The 16846-nt window shown below is 40.4% G+C and carries 17 protein-coding genes and 1 other annotated feature (1 of these 18 running past the window's edge); all 17 genes read right to left on the bottom strand.

Annotated features, from left to right (window positions below):
- Positions 1 to 124 (bottom strand) — a binding site (T-box leader); it reaches 107 nt to the left of the window's first position.
- Between the two features lie 249 nt (positions 125 to 373).
- Positions 374 to 1366, bottom strand: a complete 993-nt coding sequence (locus O3617_RS05300) for a hypothetical protein (protein WP_371449056.1) — start codon at positions 1364 to 1366, stop codon at positions 374 to 376.
- A 46-nt stretch (positions 1367 to 1412) separates the two neighbouring features.
- Positions 1413 to 1667 carry a DUF4911 domain-containing protein gene (locus O3617_RS05295; RefSeq protein WP_371449071.1) on the bottom strand — a complete coding sequence of 85 codons (255 nt, stop codon included), beginning with the start codon at positions 1665 to 1667 and terminating at the stop codon, positions 1413 to 1415.
- Positions 1668 to 1743: 76 nt separating this feature from the next.
- Positions 1744 to 2985 (bottom strand): U32 family peptidase, encoded by a 1242-nt coding sequence (locus tag O3617_RS05290; RefSeq protein ID WP_371449055.1) that lies wholly within the window; start codon positions 2983 to 2985, stop codon positions 1744 to 1746.
- On the bottom strand, positions 2985 to 3590 hold the full coding sequence (locus O3617_RS05285) for an O-methyltransferase (RefSeq protein ID WP_227068446.1): 606 nt from the start codon (positions 3588 to 3590) through the stop codon (positions 2985 to 2987). The genes O3617_RS05290 and O3617_RS05285 overlap by 1 nt, the downstream gene beginning before the upstream one ends.
- 99 nt (positions 3591 to 3689) lie before the next feature.
- On the bottom strand, positions 3690 to 5102 hold the full coding sequence (gene mltG / locus O3617_RS05280) for an endolytic transglycosylase MltG (RefSeq protein ID WP_371449054.1): 1413 nt from the start codon (positions 5100 to 5102) through the stop codon (positions 3690 to 3692).
- Positions 5103 to 5294: 192 nt separating this feature from the next.
- Complete coding sequence (locus O3617_RS05275; RefSeq protein ID WP_371449053.1) at positions 5295 to 5585, bottom strand: DUF1292 domain-containing protein; 291 nt, start codon at positions 5583 to 5585, stop codon at positions 5295 to 5297.
- 65 nt (positions 5586 to 5650) lie between these two features.
- Positions 5651 to 6073 carry a Holliday junction resolvase RuvX gene (gene ruvX / locus O3617_RS05270; protein WP_371449052.1) on the bottom strand — a complete coding sequence of 141 codons (423 nt, stop codon included), beginning with the start codon at positions 6071 to 6073 and terminating at the stop codon, positions 5651 to 5653.
- Positions 6073 to 6333, bottom strand: a complete 261-nt coding sequence (locus O3617_RS05265) for an IreB family regulatory phosphoprotein (protein ID WP_005376219.1) — start codon at positions 6331 to 6333, stop codon at positions 6073 to 6075. The genes ruvX and O3617_RS05265 overlap by 1 nt, the downstream gene beginning before the upstream one ends.
- A 99-nt stretch (positions 6334 to 6432) precedes the next feature.
- Positions 6433 to 9051 carry an alanine--tRNA ligase gene (alaS, locus tag O3617_RS05260; RefSeq protein WP_371449051.1) on the bottom strand — a complete coding sequence of 873 codons (2619 nt, stop codon included), beginning with the start codon at positions 9049 to 9051 and terminating at the stop codon, positions 6433 to 6435.
- Between the two features lie 238 nt (positions 9052 to 9289).
- A complete protein-coding gene (locus O3617_RS05255) occupies positions 9290 to 10084 on the bottom strand; it encodes an NlpC/P60 family protein (protein WP_016475778.1) in 795 nt (264 codons plus the stop codon).
- An 83-nt stretch (positions 10085 to 10167) separates the two neighbouring features.
- Positions 10168 to 11178 carry a glycosyltransferase family 2 protein gene (locus tag O3617_RS05250; RefSeq protein WP_371449050.1) on the bottom strand — a complete coding sequence of 337 codons (1011 nt, stop codon included), beginning with the start codon at positions 11176 to 11178 and terminating at the stop codon, positions 10168 to 10170.
- Positions 11179 to 11423: 245 nt separating this feature from the next.
- Positions 11424 to 11801 (bottom strand): hydrogenase expression/formation C-terminal domain-containing protein, encoded by a 378-nt coding sequence (locus tag O3617_RS05245; protein WP_118353709.1) that lies wholly within the window; start codon positions 11799 to 11801, stop codon positions 11424 to 11426.
- Between the two features lie 58 nt (positions 11802 to 11859).
- Positions 11860 to 12435: a HyaD/HybD family hydrogenase maturation endopeptidase gene (locus O3617_RS05240; protein WP_302942568.1), complete on the bottom strand. Its 576-nt coding sequence runs from the start codon at positions 12433 to 12435 to the stop codon at positions 11860 to 11862.
- The gene (cybH, locus tag O3617_RS05235; protein WP_005382643.1) at positions 12428 to 13234 is read right to left on the bottom strand and encodes a Ni/Fe-hydrogenase, b-type cytochrome subunit; all 807 of its coding nucleotides are present in this window, start codon (positions 13232 to 13234) and stop codon (positions 12428 to 12430) included. Before cybH ends, O3617_RS05240 begins: the two co-directional genes overlap by 8 nt.
- A gap of 14 nt (positions 13235 to 13248) precedes the next feature.
- On the bottom strand, positions 13249 to 15150 hold the full coding sequence (locus O3617_RS05230) for a nickel-dependent hydrogenase large subunit (RefSeq protein ID WP_371449049.1): 1902 nt from the start codon (positions 15148 to 15150) through the stop codon (positions 13249 to 13251).
- Complete coding sequence (locus tag O3617_RS05225) at positions 15150 to 16289, bottom strand: hydrogenase small subunit (protein WP_301833947.1); 1140 nt, start codon at positions 16287 to 16289, stop codon at positions 15150 to 15152. The genes O3617_RS05230 and O3617_RS05225 overlap by 1 nt, the downstream gene beginning before the upstream one ends.
- Positions 16290 to 16500: 211 nt before the next feature.
- Positions 16501 to 16839 carry a co-chaperone YbbN gene (locus tag O3617_RS05220; protein WP_118353705.1) on the bottom strand — a complete coding sequence of 113 codons (339 nt, stop codon included), beginning with the start codon at positions 16837 to 16839 and terminating at the stop codon, positions 16501 to 16503.
- Positions 16840 to 16846: the final 7 nt, after the last annotated feature.

Genomic DNA, 16846 nt, shown 5'->3' with positions numbered 1-16846 from the left:
CTACTTTAAGTTCGACAAATCAGTTTAAAGGGGGTAACTCAAATATATGTGTAAGGCATTTCCAGCATCTGCCTCTCTCTGGTACACAGGGATATGAGAATCATGTCCTTTGCATCACTTTTACTAAGATATCTTATCATAGGTCCTAAAAAATTTCAACTGTATTAATGCATCCCTCAAATTAGTACAGGCCTGTTCTATTTCTAAAATACACTCTATTAGTACGTCCCTTAAATTAGTACAGGCCTGTTCTATTTCTAAATACACTCTATTAACATGTTCCTCAAATTAGTACAGGCCTGTTCTATTTCTAAACACACTCTATTAGTGCGTCCCCAAATTAGAACAGGCCTGTAGTATTTTTAAAAACTACCTATTTACGTTCAAAGTGCGCAGATAGCATGGATCCAATTACTTTTTCAATTTTAGAGTTTGTAATGTCTGGACCCTTGAATAGGATTAACATTACGTCGTCGGAATTATCTTGTTTAGATACCATTAAAACACCGCTACCACGTGCGCCATTATCGTCGTAGTCTTTTGCAACAATAATCATGTTGAGGTAATGGTCTTTCATGTATGTGTAAACTTTGCTTTGTTTAGCGGAGTTACCAATGCTGCTCGCCATGCCCATAGCACGGTTGAATACGATGGTATTCGCATTGTGCGAGTTGTTGCGAAGTTGTTGTTTTTCTTCATCGTTTAGTGGCAATAGGTTAACCATCATAGATTCGCCCATGCGGCCACGAAGCATAGCCGGCATTGTTTCACGCACGTCTGCAGGAATGTCGTTACTAGGGTTTAGCTTCAAATCCTTAGGCACGGTCATGTACAATGTACCCTTGCTGTTTTGGCCTTGTACGGTTTTACTATTGTCGATAGCGCCCATTGTGAAAGTATCTTTAATGATTTCCATTTGTACGCCCAATGGTTTTTCAGGCACACCGCGGCTAGCTACTTGAATATCGCCAGATTTAGTTTTCTTAATTGTTTCCACAGACCAAGTTGCACCTGGTTTGCCTTCATCGCTAGGAGATGTCAACGCAGCAGGTACTTCTTTAGCACCTGTAAACACATAGGTTTGTGCTGGCACAATTGTATCAGGAGCACCGGACTTGTTAAATACAGCACCATATAATACATTTGGTACAACAGTAGAACCAATTTTCAAATTATTGTTTTCTTGGCTTTCAACATCAAAGTTAATATTGCCAGCAAATGTTACATCTGGATTATGATTAATCACAACAACAGTGCCTGGTTGTGGAATCATGACAGGACCGTTTGGCGCCGCAAAAGCAACTGTTGCCATAGAGGCACCAAGTGCTGCAAAAACAAATGCGCGTTTTAATACATTACATTTCATTATTATTCTCCTAAATTTGGATAATTCTCTAATCTATGTTATTGAACTATATTTCTAAGGTAACCTCTGGTAAGCTCGATAAGATTTCAATGGCTAGACTACGCGTATCCGGTGTACACCGCACCATGCAGCGCCCCGTTTTATCTACGCTTGTCATAACGCCTACGTATTCATAGCCCTCTAAGATACGATTGACATAATTTGTATGTTTCGGATCTATGTGAAAGTACAAATACCCTTCTTCTCCTGTGCCGCTATACTCAGGCGGTTCATGAAAACCAGCCAGTGAACGGGATGGCATTAAAGGTTCTGCATTACACACTGCCTGTTTTAAGTCATTATGCGTAGCATTAGCATCAGTATGTGTATTCACCATGTTACTCTGCTTTCACCTTGCACTCGCGGCGCATCATGGAATATGGTTCCAATTTTGTGTCCATATACAAACGAACCTTCATTTGCGCATGAGGTGCTACGTCGATAGGATTGCCATCTTCGTCTGTCATTTTTTCAATAACAGCCTCTACGAGTTCACCCTTAGGTTGGCAGAATTCTACCTTGTCACCTACCTTGAAATTGTTGCGTTGTTCAAGGTCTACATATTTTTCTTCATCGTTATAGCCAAGTACTAAGCCGATGAAGTCATGAGTTTGGGTATTTGTAGATTTGCCGTAATTTTGTGCGCTTTCATCAGGACGACCATTTGCAAAGCCGTCCGTGTAAGGGCGGTGAGAAATTTTTTCTAATTCAGCGATCCATTCTGGACGAACGTACCAGTTTTCACGTTCTTTCAAATATGTATCGATAGCCGTGCGGTACACCTTAGCTACCGTTGCACAATAGTGAACGGATTTCATGCGGCCTTCGATTTTAAGACTGTCGATGCCGGCTTCGTACAATTCAGGAATGCGATGAATGAGACATAAATCCTTGGAGTTAAAGATATATGTGCCATGTTCATCTTCTTCAATTGGGTAATATTCGCCAGGACGGTTGGACTCTACAATGCTGTATTTCCAACGGCAAGATTGAGAACATTGACCGCGGTTGGCGTCGCGTGTGCCTGTCATGTAGTTAGACAATAGGCAACGGCCAGAATAAGAAATACACATAGAACCATGTACGAAAGATTCGATTTCGATGTCCACATGTTCCTTCATTTCTTTAAGATCTGCTACAGATACTTCGCGAGCCGCTACGACGCGAGCTGCACCAAGTTCTTTCCACATTTGCACAGTATGCCAGTTCGTCGTGGATGCTTGTGTACTTACATGAAGTTCAAGGCCTGGTGCCACGCGTTTAGCCAAGCTAAAAATACCCATATCAGCTACGATAATCGCATCGACACCGATACTTTCAAGAAATTTCAAATAGTCCTCAAGACCTTCAAAGTCCTCATTATGAGGAATAATATTACATGTAACGTGAATTTTCTTACCATGTTCATGTACAAATTGAACGGCTTCCTTCAATTCTTCGTCGGAAAAATTGGAGTTACCAGCACGCAAACCAAATCGTTTGCCTGCACAATAAACGGCATCCGCACCATAGCGAATGGCCATTTTTAACTTGTCCAAATTACCTGCTGGACAAAGCAATTCCATAAAATGATCTGACATTATTTGTTGTGTCCTTTCCACACACTTACACTCATGCCATCCCCCATTGGGTAAATGGTGGTGTTAAATAATTCTTTATTTTCTACATATGCTAAATACGCTTGTAATCGCTTAACAATAGTTTTGAATCGATGCGGAGCCTCTTTATCGCCACGCACATAACCTCTGAAAAGAACATTATCGGCGAGGATAACGCCCCCTTCTTTCACATGAGGCAATATGACCTCTAGCTGATTAAGATACTGCCCCTTAGGGCCATCGAGAAATACGAGATCATATTCACCTTTGATTTGCGTTAATACGTCCTTCGCATCACCTTTAATCAACGTAATTTGATCCTTGTACGCCGATTGACCGATGTAATATTTAGCCATTTCGTGGCGCACTTCATCGAGCTCAATAGATGTTATCCGTCCGCCCCGTTCAATAAGAGGTGCCATCAGTAATGTAGAATAACCAATGGCGGTGCCCACCTCTAACACAGAGGTGGGCCGGTATAATCCAATCAATTCTTCAAATAAATGCACCTCAGATTCCCGAAGGATTGGTACATTATTAATCATCGCGTAAATACGCTGCTCATTTAATATCTCATTTAATTCCATAAAATGTATTATAAATTCCCGCTATATATTTGACTATGAAAGTAATCATATACGCACAAATGACTGTGCGTATATGACATACTCAACAATGTATTTTTATTATCTATCTACTCCACCGCGCGTATTACCCGTAGATGGTGCCACCGGTGTACTAGGTCTTACAACACGTGGTTCCTCCGCTGCTGGCGCCGATTGAACTGGTGCCGATTGCTGTGGAATTACTTGTTGCATACTTTCTGGTATTTGGCTCGGCGAAGATGTTGTAGCCGGTTGTTCAGATGCCGCCGGTGTTGCTGGCGTAGGCGTTACTTGAGTGGCAGCCGGCACCGTAGTTGGCGTATATGTATACGTTGGTTCTACATCTACATATTGAGAATCTGCTGCTACAGCCTCAGCAGAGCTGTAGTTGTAATCTGGTTCGGATGTAGCCGCTACGTCATAGTTAGGACCAGCCTGTGCCAATGCAGGGGCTTGACCTTGATTTGAGGAGCCTGCACTTGCTTGTTCACCACCATAAATTTTTTCGACCTCAGCCAAATGTTCAGCATACGTTTTAGAGAAATGGTTATGACCATCTTTATCTGCTACAAAGTATAGATAATCAGTATCTTCCGAATGAAGAACCGCATCTAATGCCTTTTTACCAGGATTTGCAATCGGTCCTGGTGGCAAGCCTTTACTTACATATGTATTATAAGGGCTTTGTAGTTGTGTATCACCGATAGTTACATTTTCCTTTGCATAACCAAGTACATAAGAAATGGTTGCATCAGATTGCAATGGAATACCATGAGCTAGTCGTTTCTTAAATACACCAGCAATGGTTGGACGGTCCGCATCATATAATGATTCCCGTTCAACGATAGACGCCAAGGTTACAAAGTCATGAATACTCATATGTTGTGCTTGAATTTGCTTTTTCACAGCTGGTGTTAAATAGCGATTCATTTGCTCAGACATCATTAAAATGACATCCTTTGGCGTAGCCCCAACGGGAACTTCATAAGTACTTGGGAATAAGAAACCCTCTACAGGATATGTAGTCGGCTTTGTGCCCTTCATATATGGATATGGGACAAATGTCTTTGCCTCTGCCAAGAAATCAGAAGCTTTCATAATTTGAGCTTTTTCAAGAGCAATGGCGATATCCCCTACTGTATAACCTTCAGGAATCGTTAATTTAATGGACTCAACATGGCCCTCTTGTAATAAGTTAATTAATTCATGGACCGATACCTTGTTAGGAATCTGGTAGTGACCAGATTGTAATTTTGAACCGGTTCCACTAAGAGCTAACCATAATTTAAATACCTGTGTAGACCGAATTAGCCCATGTTCATAGAGCATATCGGCAATTTCTGTTCCTGTTGCATCCTTGCCTATTACGAGGACTTGAGATCCTCCGTCATCGTTAAAGGTATTCGGTACAAAATAGGATGCACCTAAAGCACCACCACCCAAAATAGCAAGGCTAAGAACACCTACGGAAACATATTTTAAGGCTTTTCTCATGGATGAGTTCCTTTCTATTACAAACCATTGTATATCATCTTATTATACCATATTAAAGGCTTTCGATGTATCTATTCTTTTATATTATCCATATACCAAATAGCCATGAGTCAATTACTACACACAGGTCTATAATGACAAAAAAGACTCTAGCATAACAACCGTTATACTAGAGTCTTTGGAGATTAAGAATTATTCCTCTTCGCCCATTGATTCGTACATAGTAACCAATGCATCAAAGTTTTCATCATCTTCATCCAACGGAACGTATTCTTCTACGCCTTCATCGTTTGTTTCGATACGTGCCAAAATCATGTATGTATCATCTTGACCTTCATGATCTTCATCTTGTACATGAACAAGAACAGCGTATTCTTGACCTTCGTAGTTTAAGATCACGTCTTCTGTGAAATATTGTTTGTTACCATCTTCGTCTTCAAATTCGAGATAGAAAATTTCACCTTCGTAATTTTGATCAACCATGGGTATTCCCTCCTTTATATGTATATAAGAACCTGTATGATATTCACATTAGATATCTATGCGAATTAAGATTTACTAAATTGTAGTCTGTCTAAATAGCCTTGTAAAATAACGACAGCAGCCATTTTATCGATGACGACCTTTCGTTTTTTACGACTCACATCAGCTGCGATGAGTTGACGTTCGGCCATAACGGTAGATAAACGTTCATCCCAAAATGTAACAGGCAAGTCGATGACAACCTTCATCTTTTCGACGAATTCTTCCGTCTTTTCAGCGCGATCACCTTTAGTGCCGTTCAAATGCTTCGGCATGCCCACTACGAGTTCATGCACTTCATATTCTGAAATCAATTCACGCAATCGGTTAAAGTCTTTTTCTAAGGATGTACGACGAATCGTTTCTATACCTTGAGCAGTCAATAATAGCGCATCACTACATGCGATGCCAATGGTGCGGCTGCCCACATCTAATGCCATAATTCTCATTATAGTTGTTTAGCCTTTGCGTATTCTTTTAATAATTCTTCGATTAAATCATCGCGTTCTAAACGGCGAATATCACTACGTGCATTATTATAGCTTGTAATGTACGCTGGATCCCCAGAGATAAGATAACCTAAGATTTGATTGATAGGATTATATCCTTTTTCTTGAATAGATTTATAAACGCGAGTCAGCACCTCTTCGGCAGTCATCGGTTCATCGTCTACTTTACGGAATAACATAGTTTCATCTGAAACCTTCATGGGTATCCCTCCTTTGTATGAATGGGCCACTTAAGTGGCCCACATATATGTATTGTATGTTTCTATTATAGCATATGCAAGATATACATCTAGAATGTATTATGCCTTAAGAGCTTCCTTAACAGCTTCGCCAGCTGCTTTTAATGCATCCATCAATTTAGCTGGTTCTTTACCGCCTGCTTGCGCCATATCTGGACGACCACCGCCATTACCACCAGCTACTTGAGCTGCTGCTTTAACGATATTACCAGCTTTTACGCCTTTACCGACAACATCTTTGGAAACTTTACATACAAAGTTTACCTTGTCATCGCCCATAACAGCACCTACAAGTACTACGCCAGAACCATCTAATTTATCAAGGCCCATATCAGCGAAATCACGCAATTCATCAATAGAGGATGCTTTCACAGACGCAGCAACAAATGCTACATCGCCAATCATAACCTTACCAGCTACGATATCAGCAGCACCTGCAGCAGAAACTTCTTTACGAATTTGGTCTAATTCTTTAGCTGTTTCTTTAGCCTCTGCCAATACTTGGTGCAAACGTTCTTCTACTTGAGGCGCTTTAGTTTTTAATTCACCAGCAATGCGTTCAATAGTCAAGCGATCGTGTTTAGCTGCATCAAGAGCGGCACGACCTGTAATCGCTTCGATACGGCGTACACCAGAACCGATACCGGATTCAGATGTTAAACGGAAGGAACTGATGAAAGCTGTATTACCTACATGAGAACCACCACATAATTCAACGGAGAATCCTGGAACCTCTACTACGCGAACTACGTCGCCATATTTATCGCCAAAGAGTGCCATAGCACCTTTTGCTTTTGCTTCGTCCATAGACATTTCAGCAATAGCAAGATCTGTGGCCTTAAGAATTTCTTCATTTACAAGAGCTTCGATTTGATCAAGTTCCTCTTGTGTTACAGGGGAGAAATGAGTGAAGTCGAAACGTAAGTAATCTGGTGTTACCAAAGAACCTGCTTGGTTAACATGTTCGCCAAGCACGCGTTTTAATGCAGCATGCAATAAGTGAGTTGCTGTATGGTTACGAGCCATCGCTGCACGACGAGCTGTATCTACTTCAAGTGTTACATCATCGCCTTCGGAGATGGAACCTTCTACAACAGTACCAATGTGGTATACAGTACCTTCTGGTAAGCGTTTTGTATTATGAACCTCTACCTTACCCATAGGTCCAACGATGAAGCCTGTATCGCCTAATTGACCGCCTCCTTCTGCATGGAATGGTGTAGTGCGTACGATAACAGTGATTTCATCGCCATCAACAGCGGTTTGTAAGCGTTCAGAGCCTTTACCAAGCATCAATACAGAGGATGCAGTTTCCGCTTCATTTTCTACAAGTTCTTCATCTTTTAAGAACGTAATGTCTGGTGTAGCTACCTTTGCATCTTCTTTTACGCGAGCTTCACGAGCGCGTTCACGTTGTTCTTTCATGGCAGCGTCAAAGCCTTCATGGTCGATTGTGAAACCACGTTCGGATGCGATTTCTTCTGTTAATTCCCAAGGGAATCCATATGTGTCATATAGTTTGAATACTTCTGTACCAGGAACGACAGTTGCTTTTTCAGCAGCTAATGTATCGATTAAGGAATTCAATAATTCAAGGCCTTGTTCCAAGGTTTGGTTGAAACGTTCTTCTTCGTTTTGAACGACACGTTTAACGAAGTCTTGTTTTTCAGCAATGGATTTGATACCAGGGCCAAGAATATCTACAACTACATCGATAAGTGGTGTTAAGAATAAACCGTCGATACCAAGCAAACGGCCATGACGAACAGCGCGGCGCAAGATACGGCGCAATACGTAACCGCGGCCTTCATTGGATGGTAATACACCATCGGAAATCAACGCAGTTACAGCACGAGCATGGTCAGCGATAACCTTCAAGGATACATCTGTATTTGGGTCTTCGTTATACTTAACGCCAGCGCGTTTTGCAGTCGCTTCGATGATTGGGAAAATCAAATCTGTTTCAAAGTTCGTTTTGCAATGTTGCAATACGGAAGCCAATCGTTCAAGGCCGGCGCCAGTATCGATGTTTTTATGTTGCAATGGTTCATAGGAACCATCTGGCATTTTATTGAATTGAGTAAACACGAGGTTCCAAATTTCAAGGTAACGGTCACAGTCACAACCAGGTGCACAGTTAGGATCATCACAACCATGTTCAGGGCCTTGGTCGAAGAAGATTTCGCTATCTGGACCACATGGACCTTCACCGATTTCCCAGAAGTTATCTTCAAGGCGTGTAATGTGGCTTTCTTCTACGCCACAATCGTTGTGCCATGTATCATATGCTTCTTGGTCATCTGGATATACAGTGACATATAATCTGTTTTTGTCGAGTTTAATAACTTCTGTTAGGAATTCCCATGCCCAGTGAATAGCATCTTTTTTGAAGTAATCACCGAAGGAGAAGTTACCAAGCATTTCAAAGAATGTATGGTGACGTGCTGTGCGGCCTACATTTTCAAGGTCCCCTGTACGCATACATTTTTGGCTTGTTGTAATACGATGACAAGGAGGTACCAATTTACCTGTAAAGAAAGGCTTTAATGGCGCCATACCTGCCCCGATCAATAATAGAGACGGATCGTTTTCTGGGATAAGAGAAAAACTATCTAATTTTAAATGTCCTTTGCTTTCAAAAAACTGCAAGTATGCTTGACGCAGTTCATTACCTTTCATGTGTATATTCCTCCTAAAATAATTTACTCTTAATTATAACGTAAAAACCATAGAAAATCTATTATAACCTCTATATATCTGGATATAATTAACCTTCATTAGCACTCTCTATTCCGTCTAGTTGTCATAAAATAAGATGCAAAAAAGAGGTTATACAAATCAACAAAACTTAATTAATTCGTATAGCCCCTTTTTATGGCTCATATATATCGATGTTTCTTCAAGGAGAAACCATATATTATATAACGCGTTTAGCACCAATGTAGCGTTCGCCCCAATAGCCAGTATCAAGATCCGCTACGGCTACGCCACGGCTAGATGTAGCACTGATAAATTTACCATTGCCAATATAAATGCCGGAATGAGATGGACCTGGTTCATAGGTTTCAAAGAACACCAAATCCCCTGCCTTTAAGTTCGCACGAGAAACTTCAACACCTACATTGTATTGTTCATCCGCTAAACGAGGCAGCGCAATACCTTGTTTTGCAAATACATATTTAACATAACCAGAGCAATCAAAACCACTAGGTGTAGTACCGCCAAATACATACGGAACACCGCGGTATTTATCGGCTTCTGCCAAAATAGCATGAATATTGTTTGGCGTTTGTACCTTTTTCAAATTATTCAACTTAACGTTTTGGCCTGCAAGACGTCTAGATTGTGCATTTTGATTTGTGAAAGCAGATTTTGTTGCCACTGCTTTTGTAGCTGCATTATTGGATAATACTGCCTTAGTTGTACGAGGAGCACCCATCAACGCATTGTACGTTGCTGGTCCAATAATACCATCTACAGGTAAACCACGATCTTGTTGGAATAGGCGTACAGCCCATTTTGTTTCCTTACCATACACACCATTTTTATCGGTTGCATTATAACCGTGTTTAATTAATTGTTGTTGTACAGCAATTACGTTTCTACCTTTATCACCATATTGTAATGTTGTAGCACTTGCCATCGCAGTGGTAGCACATACAAATGTTAATGTTAATGCCGCAATTTTACTCTTACTATATTTTGACTTCATATTCTTCCTTCCTAAAACTTCAAAGTGAGTTTACTTATTCAAAATATACTAACCGTCTCTCTATTTGCATCCAACAAATACAGCTAGTCTTTATCTTCTTCAGGGCCAGGTACTTGATTGGCTATAAATATATCAGCTTTTGATGGTTCATAAGCTATTTCTGGATTTTCACCATCAAAATTTATAGCAGCTTTCACCCAATATAATGGACGTTGTTTTACCTCTTCGAATACGCGTCCTACGTATTCGCCGATGATACCAAGTCCAACTAATTGGATACCACCGATAAATAATATGGACACGCCCAAGGTGGTCCACCCGTTTAATGCTTGACCCGTTAAGTACACGTAGAGCAAATGTAGAATCAAGAGAAAACTCAAGCCCCCACATAGGACACCTACATACAAAGCCGCACGCAATGGTACGCGTGAAAACGCTGTTACCCCATCAAGGGCAAAGCGAATCATTTTGCGCACACTGAATTTCGAAACCCCTGCAAAACGAGGCGGCGCAACAAAGTGAAGTTCCGCTTGGCGATAGCCAAGTGCGCCCACAATGCCACGCAAGAAACGTCCGTGTTCACGGAAATGTTTCAAAGTTTCTAGCGACTTACGATTCATTAAACGGAAATCAGATCCCCCTTCTACGATGGGAACATCTGCCATTTTATTCATCAGTTTATAATAATATTTAGAAGTGAAGGATTTTGCCCAGCTGGCATCCTCCGTAGAGTCGCGTATGGTACGTACCACATCGTAACCAGCCTCCCACAAACGTATCAGTTCTGGAATCAAAGCTGGCGGATGTTGCATATCACCATCCATGGTAATTACCGCATCACCTTTGGCATAATCAAGGCCACATGTCAATGCAGTCTGATGACCAAAGTTCCGTGCCAATAACACGACCTTTACTCGCGTATCGAGTTTTGCAATTTCGCGCAAAACCACAACAGACGAGTCCGTAGATCCATCATCAACATAGATAAGTTCATATTCATATAGTAGACCTGTCATAACTTTTGTTACGGCATTGTAAAAAATAGCTATATTTTCTTCTTCATTATATACAGGTACAACAATTGAAACTAACATATATCCTCCGTTGATTACCTATATATTTTAGCGTTAAATAGTCAATATTTGCAAATTCAAAAGGTTAACAATAAAGAAAATGAACCTTATAATTCCCATAACTATGCTACTTTTCAGGATTTTGAGGTTCATTCTCTTCATATTTAAGTTTTATATTAAACACTTATTAATAAGTATCTCATTTATTAAAATATTATATTTATACACTTTTACGCATATCATATATAGGTATTAAACTATTTGTTTTATAGTCCCGCAGCATCAATCCATGTCGTAAGATCTTCTTCTGCTGTCACGATATCTTCATCAAAAGCACCTACTACTTCAGGATAACGAGCTACCTCTACCGTATGTAGGATTGAGTCATCACGACCATTTTTATAGGTACCAACCCAAATGCCAGAAAATTGAGATTCATACCATTCAACAGGTTGATCTGTTTCATTGAAGGTAATCGTAATATGTCCACGTCCCAAAGTTTCTAGTACCTCTACTTGCTCTTCTTCAGCAAGGCCGGTCTTCTCAATATATATGGAATAGGTTGCACCAGTTTCACGTAATTGCTTTAGTGCTTGACGCAACTCATTTAGTACGGCACGTACATTATTGTAATTTTCAATCATAGTAACCCTCCTTTCTCATCCTATCAATCTATTCTTATCTATACATAAACGTATTAATTTATTTAGGTTCGATTTGTACGCCCCAATCGCGAAGAACACGTAGAACGCGGTCCTTTACCTCAGGTAATGCCTTTTGTACAGGCGCGCTAGGTTCAAATCCTACGTCTAAGGACTCCGGTTCAACACCTATAACAATAGCATCTTCCAATGGATTTTCTTGGATAGCACGAATACGCAATATATCTTGCATGCCTACTTCATGAACAGAAATATGGTCCGTAAAATACTGTTCTAATTCGCGATGTGGAAACTCATAGATTGTGCCAGGTGCTTCACCACCATTAACAGCATCAATCAAGAGAATTTTCTTCATGCCTCGCATATAGGTCAATAATTCCATGCCCATCGTTCCGCCATCAATCAAGCTTATCTGTGGGGTGAAAGTATAATTAGCTTTCAAATCTTCTACAACATGAACTCCAAGGCCCTCATCGGTAAGCAAAATATTACCTACCCCTAGGACGACAATAGAGTTCTCATAATCATCATAAATGGCATGTAAATCAATACGCGGGCTCTCAGAGCCCGCGTATTCTATGCCACCAAATTGTTCTTCAGTGGTTATATTAGTCATCTTGTAATTCCTTTTCTCGTGGATCGTCAGGGTTGCTTGGACGATATGTAGTACCAGATGGTTTATCGATACGTTCACCACGACGGCGTTTACCATTAAGATCTTCAATATCGATAGGATCATGAGCATAATATTTCATGCCTGAAACCATAGCGGATACTTCGCCAGATTCTTCCATAACATCTTCTCGGAATGCCATGTACACGTGAATAATGGTAAAGAATAAGAATCCCCATGCAATATAGTGATGGATAATATGAACTTTATATTCACCACCAAATAGCGTAATAATCGGTGCAAAGAGTGTTCCTATAATACCATTAGGATCAATCATAGCATACATTGAAAAACCTGTAATGATTTCAAAGAAGAACATGATGTACACCATCATATACGCCGTTCTCGCCAAGGAGTTACGCAACCAGTGATGTTCATGCTTTTGTGGAATCATCAAATAGTGCAATGTTGTTTCACGAAGGCCATACCAATACCGTTTTTGACGGAATTTAGGCAATAATCTATCCCCGCGATTCCAAAGTGCACCAGCAAATCGGAATATAAAGGAGAATGTCAAAATAACACCCGCAATGAAGTGGATACGGCGCATCGTTTCCATAGAGAACCAGCCATCAATGGCAAATGTTGGTTCCGGATGGCCTGTAATAGCTGCAAACCCTGGATCGCCAATATAAAGGCCTGTCCAGAATAAAGCTGTTACGGAAAGCACCATTGTCCAGTGGAATATGCGCAGCCATAAACTAAATACGACATACGCTTTTTTGTCAGTATGTATTAACATAAGCCCACCACCCTTTATTTACACAATGCATCTGTATTGACGGAAACGATTTTTTCGCCTTTTTTATTGTATAAATGGGTTGCACATGCGAGACATGGGTCAAAGGAGTGGATAACTTTCAAGATTTCAAGAGGTTTATCCGCAATTTTAACATGTGTATCAATCATAGAGTCTTCGTAGGCACCATGTTCGTTAGCTGCTGTTTTAGGACATGCATTCCATGTAGATGGTACGATACATTGATAGTTTGCAGAACGACCATCTTTGATATGGATCCAGTGACCCAAACCGCCGCGAGGTGCCTCTACAAGGCCAACACCCTTAGCATCCTTAGGCCATTTATTTGGCTCAAATTTAGATGTATCCGCAACAGTAGTATCACCATTTTTGATGTTAGCTACGAGTTTATCAAAGAAGTATTGGCTAATATTAGAAGCCACTTGTGCATCAAGGCCACGACATGCGGTACGACCAACCATTGTTGTCATCCATACATGAGCAGGCACACCCAATACTTGAGATACAGTATCGATTTGACGAACCATCATGGATTCAGCCCAAGTTGGATCAGTGATAATACCTTGTTTTACCTTTGTATATACAACGATATATTTAGCTAGTGGACCCACTTCTGCTGTTTTGCCCTTGAAAGTTGGGGACTTGATCCAAGAATATTTTTTATCTTCATCAAGGTATTCCCATTTTTCTTTTGTACCAGATTTAGGACCTGTAAATTTAGGGTCTGTCACACCATCGAGTGGATGAAGTGTGCTAGTGCCATCTGGATATGCGAACCAGGAGTGATCAACCTCTTCACTGAGGTATTGAGGATCCATGAAATCCTTACCTTCTAATGGGATAAATGTAGCTTTATCTACACCTAATGCAAAGTTTTCTACAACGCCATTAGAGCGAACGATACATTTTTTATGGTAATCGCCATTAGAAATACCTGTGTATGTATCATCAGGATAATCACCATAAGACATAACGCGTTTTTTTGCAAGACCGCCGCCATCAATCATACCTTTTTCAACGTAGATTTTGCCGATAGCTAATAAATCAGGCAAGTAGAAATTACTTACTAAATCCTTAGCCAATGCAATAGATTGTTCTACAGCAGCAAGACGTTGTGTATTGATAGGTGCATTCATGTCATTCATAGAAATAGAACATGGCATACCACCTACAATATAGTGTGGATGAGGGTTTTTACCGCCGAATACAACGTGAGGAATAACTACGTCACGTTGACGGTCTAAAATATTCAAGTAATGAGATACGGCCATCAAATGAACTTCTGGTGGCAATAATTGGTAATCAGGATGATCCCACCATTGAGCAGAGAAAATACCTAATTGACCAGATTCTACAATTTTCTTTACCTTTTGTTGTACCGCTGTAAAGTAAGCAGTTGTAGCTTTAGGGAATTCTTTAGGATATGCAGAATCCTTAGATGCTGTTTCAGCTGGTGCTAGACCGCTTACATTATAAGTAGCTAATGCATCATTTTGTAATTGAGCTGTTTTAGCTGGATCTGCACTAAGTGCTGCTACAGGGCTAACCCAGTCAAGAGCATGTAAATGATAGAAATGCACGAGATGGTCATGTACATCTAAAGAGCTATGCATGATGTTACGAATATAGTTTGCATTTTTAGGAATGGAAATGCCAAGTGCATCTTCTACAGCACGTAACGCTGCCAATGCATGTGTTGTTGTACATACGCCACAGATACGTTGTACGAAAGCCCAAAGGTCACGAGGATCGCGGTCCTTTGCAACAAGTTCGATGCCACGCCAAGCAGTACCAGAGGACAATGCGTCCTCTACCTTACCACTTGCTTCATCAACTTTTATTTCTACCCGTAAATGACCTTCAATACGGGAAATCGGATCTACTACTACGCGTTTCATTAGTGACCTCCTCCATTATTATGTTTCTTTTCATCCCATAAACCTTGTTCTTTTAAACGTTTTTCTTCTTTCATATCAAGAATTTTATTACGCGTAAGAGTTGCAGCACCATGTACGATAACAGCTGCAGTAGCGCCAACAGCGGCTACTGTACCGATTGTATCAGCTGTAGTAATGGTGTTCGCCAATGGAATATCTGGTAAACGTTTATAGAATACATCGTTATCCCAGAAGCCCTTTTCAGAGCAGCCAATACAACCGTGACCGGATTGAATTGGATAGGATAAACCATTCCACCAACGCAAGTTACCACAAGAATTATATGTTTGAGGTCCACGACAACCTACCTTGTACAAGCACCAACCAGCCTTGGATGCATCATCGTCAAATTCTTCAACAAAGAGACCAGAGTCAAAGAATGCACGACGGTAGCAAGTATCGTGAATGCGATTGCCATAAAATTGTTTAGGACGACCTTGAGAATCCAAAGGAGGAATTTGACCGAATAATGCGTAGTGCATAACTACACCAGTCATAACCTCTGGAATCGGAGGACAGCCAGGAACTTTAATAATAGGCTTTCCGGATACAACAGAGGATACAGACACTGTATTTGTTGGATTTGGTTTTGCCGCTTGAATGCCGCCCCAAGCTGCACAAGAACCATATTCAATAATAGCAGCAGCACCTTTGGCAGCTTCTAATAAAGACTCTTTGAATGTACGACCCCCTACTGTACAGTAGATACCATTTTCATCCAATGGAACCCCACCTTCAACAGCGAGGATATATTTACCATTTTTCTCAGCAATGATTTTTTTAAGGTGTTCCTCTAAAGGTTCTCCAGATGCTGCAGCCAATGTATCATCATACTCCAAAGAAATCATATTCAAGATCACATCGGATGTAAATGGTGAAGATGAGCGAATAAAGGATTCGCTACAACCAGTACATTCGTGACCATGAAGCCAGATTACAGTAGGTAATTCTGTTGTTTCTGCAGCTTTTACAACTGTATCAAGCATAGTAGGTGGCAAACCTAGAATAGCAGTCAACGCCACACAAGATTTCATAAATGTACGTCGACTGAGACGTCTCTCTTGAAAGAGAGTCCATAAACTGTTCACACGATTTTTCATGGAATACAGCCTCCTTACAACAACTTTGCAGCAATATGTATATATTACCTAATCAACTATAACTATTGAGAGATATATTATCTCGATTAACTCATTATATCATTTTAAATTACATAAAACTATGACAATATGTATATATATCAAAAAAATTGATAAAAAAATCACCTAGCCAGATAATATCTAATATTATCCAGATAGGTGTTCTCATCAATTAGAATTGTTTAATCACTTCATTAATCAAAGATTCTAATACTGCAGCCTTTTTATAGCCTGCAAGACGATCTAATAGTTTGCCATCTTTAAAGAATACCATGGAAGGAATTCCTTCTACATCTTCTTTTAAAAGAATAGGACGCAATGCCTTATCTTCTGCATCTACGCTGAAGAATTTAACACGGCCGTCCAATTTTTCTGCTACCGCTTCTACTTCTGGACGCATAACTGTACAAGGTTCGCACCAGCCAGCCCAAAAATCTACAATAACGAGCTCTTTAGAACCTAATACTAATTCATCAAATTGTTCTACGCTTGTAATAGCAGTAATAGCCATCGAAAGG

Source organism: Veillonella sp. 27098_8_77, assembly GCF_041431535.1.
GTDB lineage: Bacteria > Bacillota > Negativicutes > Veillonellales > Veillonellaceae > Veillonella.
This window is presented reverse-complemented; position numbering and strand designations above follow the sequence as displayed.

Bases quoted from the DNA above. Each gene is read 5' to 3' on its own strand.
- O3617_RS05300 (WP_371449056.1), bottom strand. From the start codon at position 1,366: ATGAAATGTAATGTATTAAAACGCGCATTTGTTTTTGCAGCACTTGGT.
- O3617_RS05295 (WP_371449071.1), bottom strand. From the start codon at position 1,667: ATGCCATCCCGTTCACTGGCTGGTTTTCATGAACCGCCTGAGTATAGC.
- O3617_RS05290 (WP_371449055.1), bottom strand. From the start codon at position 2,985: ATGTCAGATCATTTTATGGAATTGCTTTGTCCAGCAGGTAATTTGGAC.
- O3617_RS05285 (WP_227068446.1), bottom strand. From the start codon at position 3,590: ATGGAATTAAATGAGATATTAAATGAGCAGCGTATTTACGCGATGATT.
- mltG (WP_371449054.1), bottom strand. From the start codon at position 5,102: ATGAGAAAAGCCTTAAAATATGTTTCCGTAGGTGTTCTTAGCCTTGCT.
- O3617_RS05275 (WP_371449053.1), bottom strand. From the start codon at position 5,585: ATGGTTGATCAAAATTACGAAGGTGAAATTTTCTATCTCGAATTTGAA.
- ruvX (WP_371449052.1), bottom strand. From the start codon at position 6,073: ATGAGAATTATGGCATTAGATGTGGGCAGCCGCACCATTGGCATCGCA.
- O3617_RS05265 (WP_005376219.1), bottom strand. From the start codon at position 6,333: ATGAAGGTTTCAGATGAAACTATGTTATTCCGTAAAGTAGACGATGAA.
- alaS (WP_371449051.1), bottom strand. From the start codon at position 9,051: ATGAAAGGTAATGAACTGCGTCAAGCATACTTGCAGTTTTTTGAAAGC.
- O3617_RS05255 (WP_016475778.1), bottom strand. From the start codon at position 10,084: ATGAAGTCAAAATATAGTAAGAGTAAAATTGCGGCATTAACATTAACA.
- O3617_RS05250 (WP_371449050.1), bottom strand. From the start codon at position 11,178: ATGTTAGTTTCAATTGTTGTACCTGTATATAATGAAGAAGAAAATATA.
- O3617_RS05245 (WP_118353709.1), bottom strand. From the start codon at position 11,801: ATGATTGAAAATTACAATAATGTACGTGCCGTACTAAATGAGTTGCGT.
- O3617_RS05240 (WP_302942568.1), bottom strand. From the start codon at position 12,435: ATGACTAATATAACCACTGAAGAACAATTTGGTGGCATAGAATACGCG.
- cybH (WP_005382643.1), bottom strand. From the start codon at position 13,234: ATGTTAATACATACTGACAAAAAAGCGTATGTCGTATTTAGTTTATGG.
- O3617_RS05230 (WP_371449049.1), bottom strand. From the start codon at position 15,150: ATGAAACGCGTAGTAGTAGATCCGATTTCCCGTATTGAAGGTCATTTA.
- O3617_RS05225 (WP_301833947.1), bottom strand. From the start codon at position 16,289: ATGAAAAATCGTGTGAACAGTTTATGGACTCTCTTTCAAGAGAGACGT.
- O3617_RS05220 (WP_118353705.1), bottom strand. From the start codon at position 16,839: ATGGCTATTACTGCTATTACAAGCGTAGAACAATTTGATGAATTAGTA.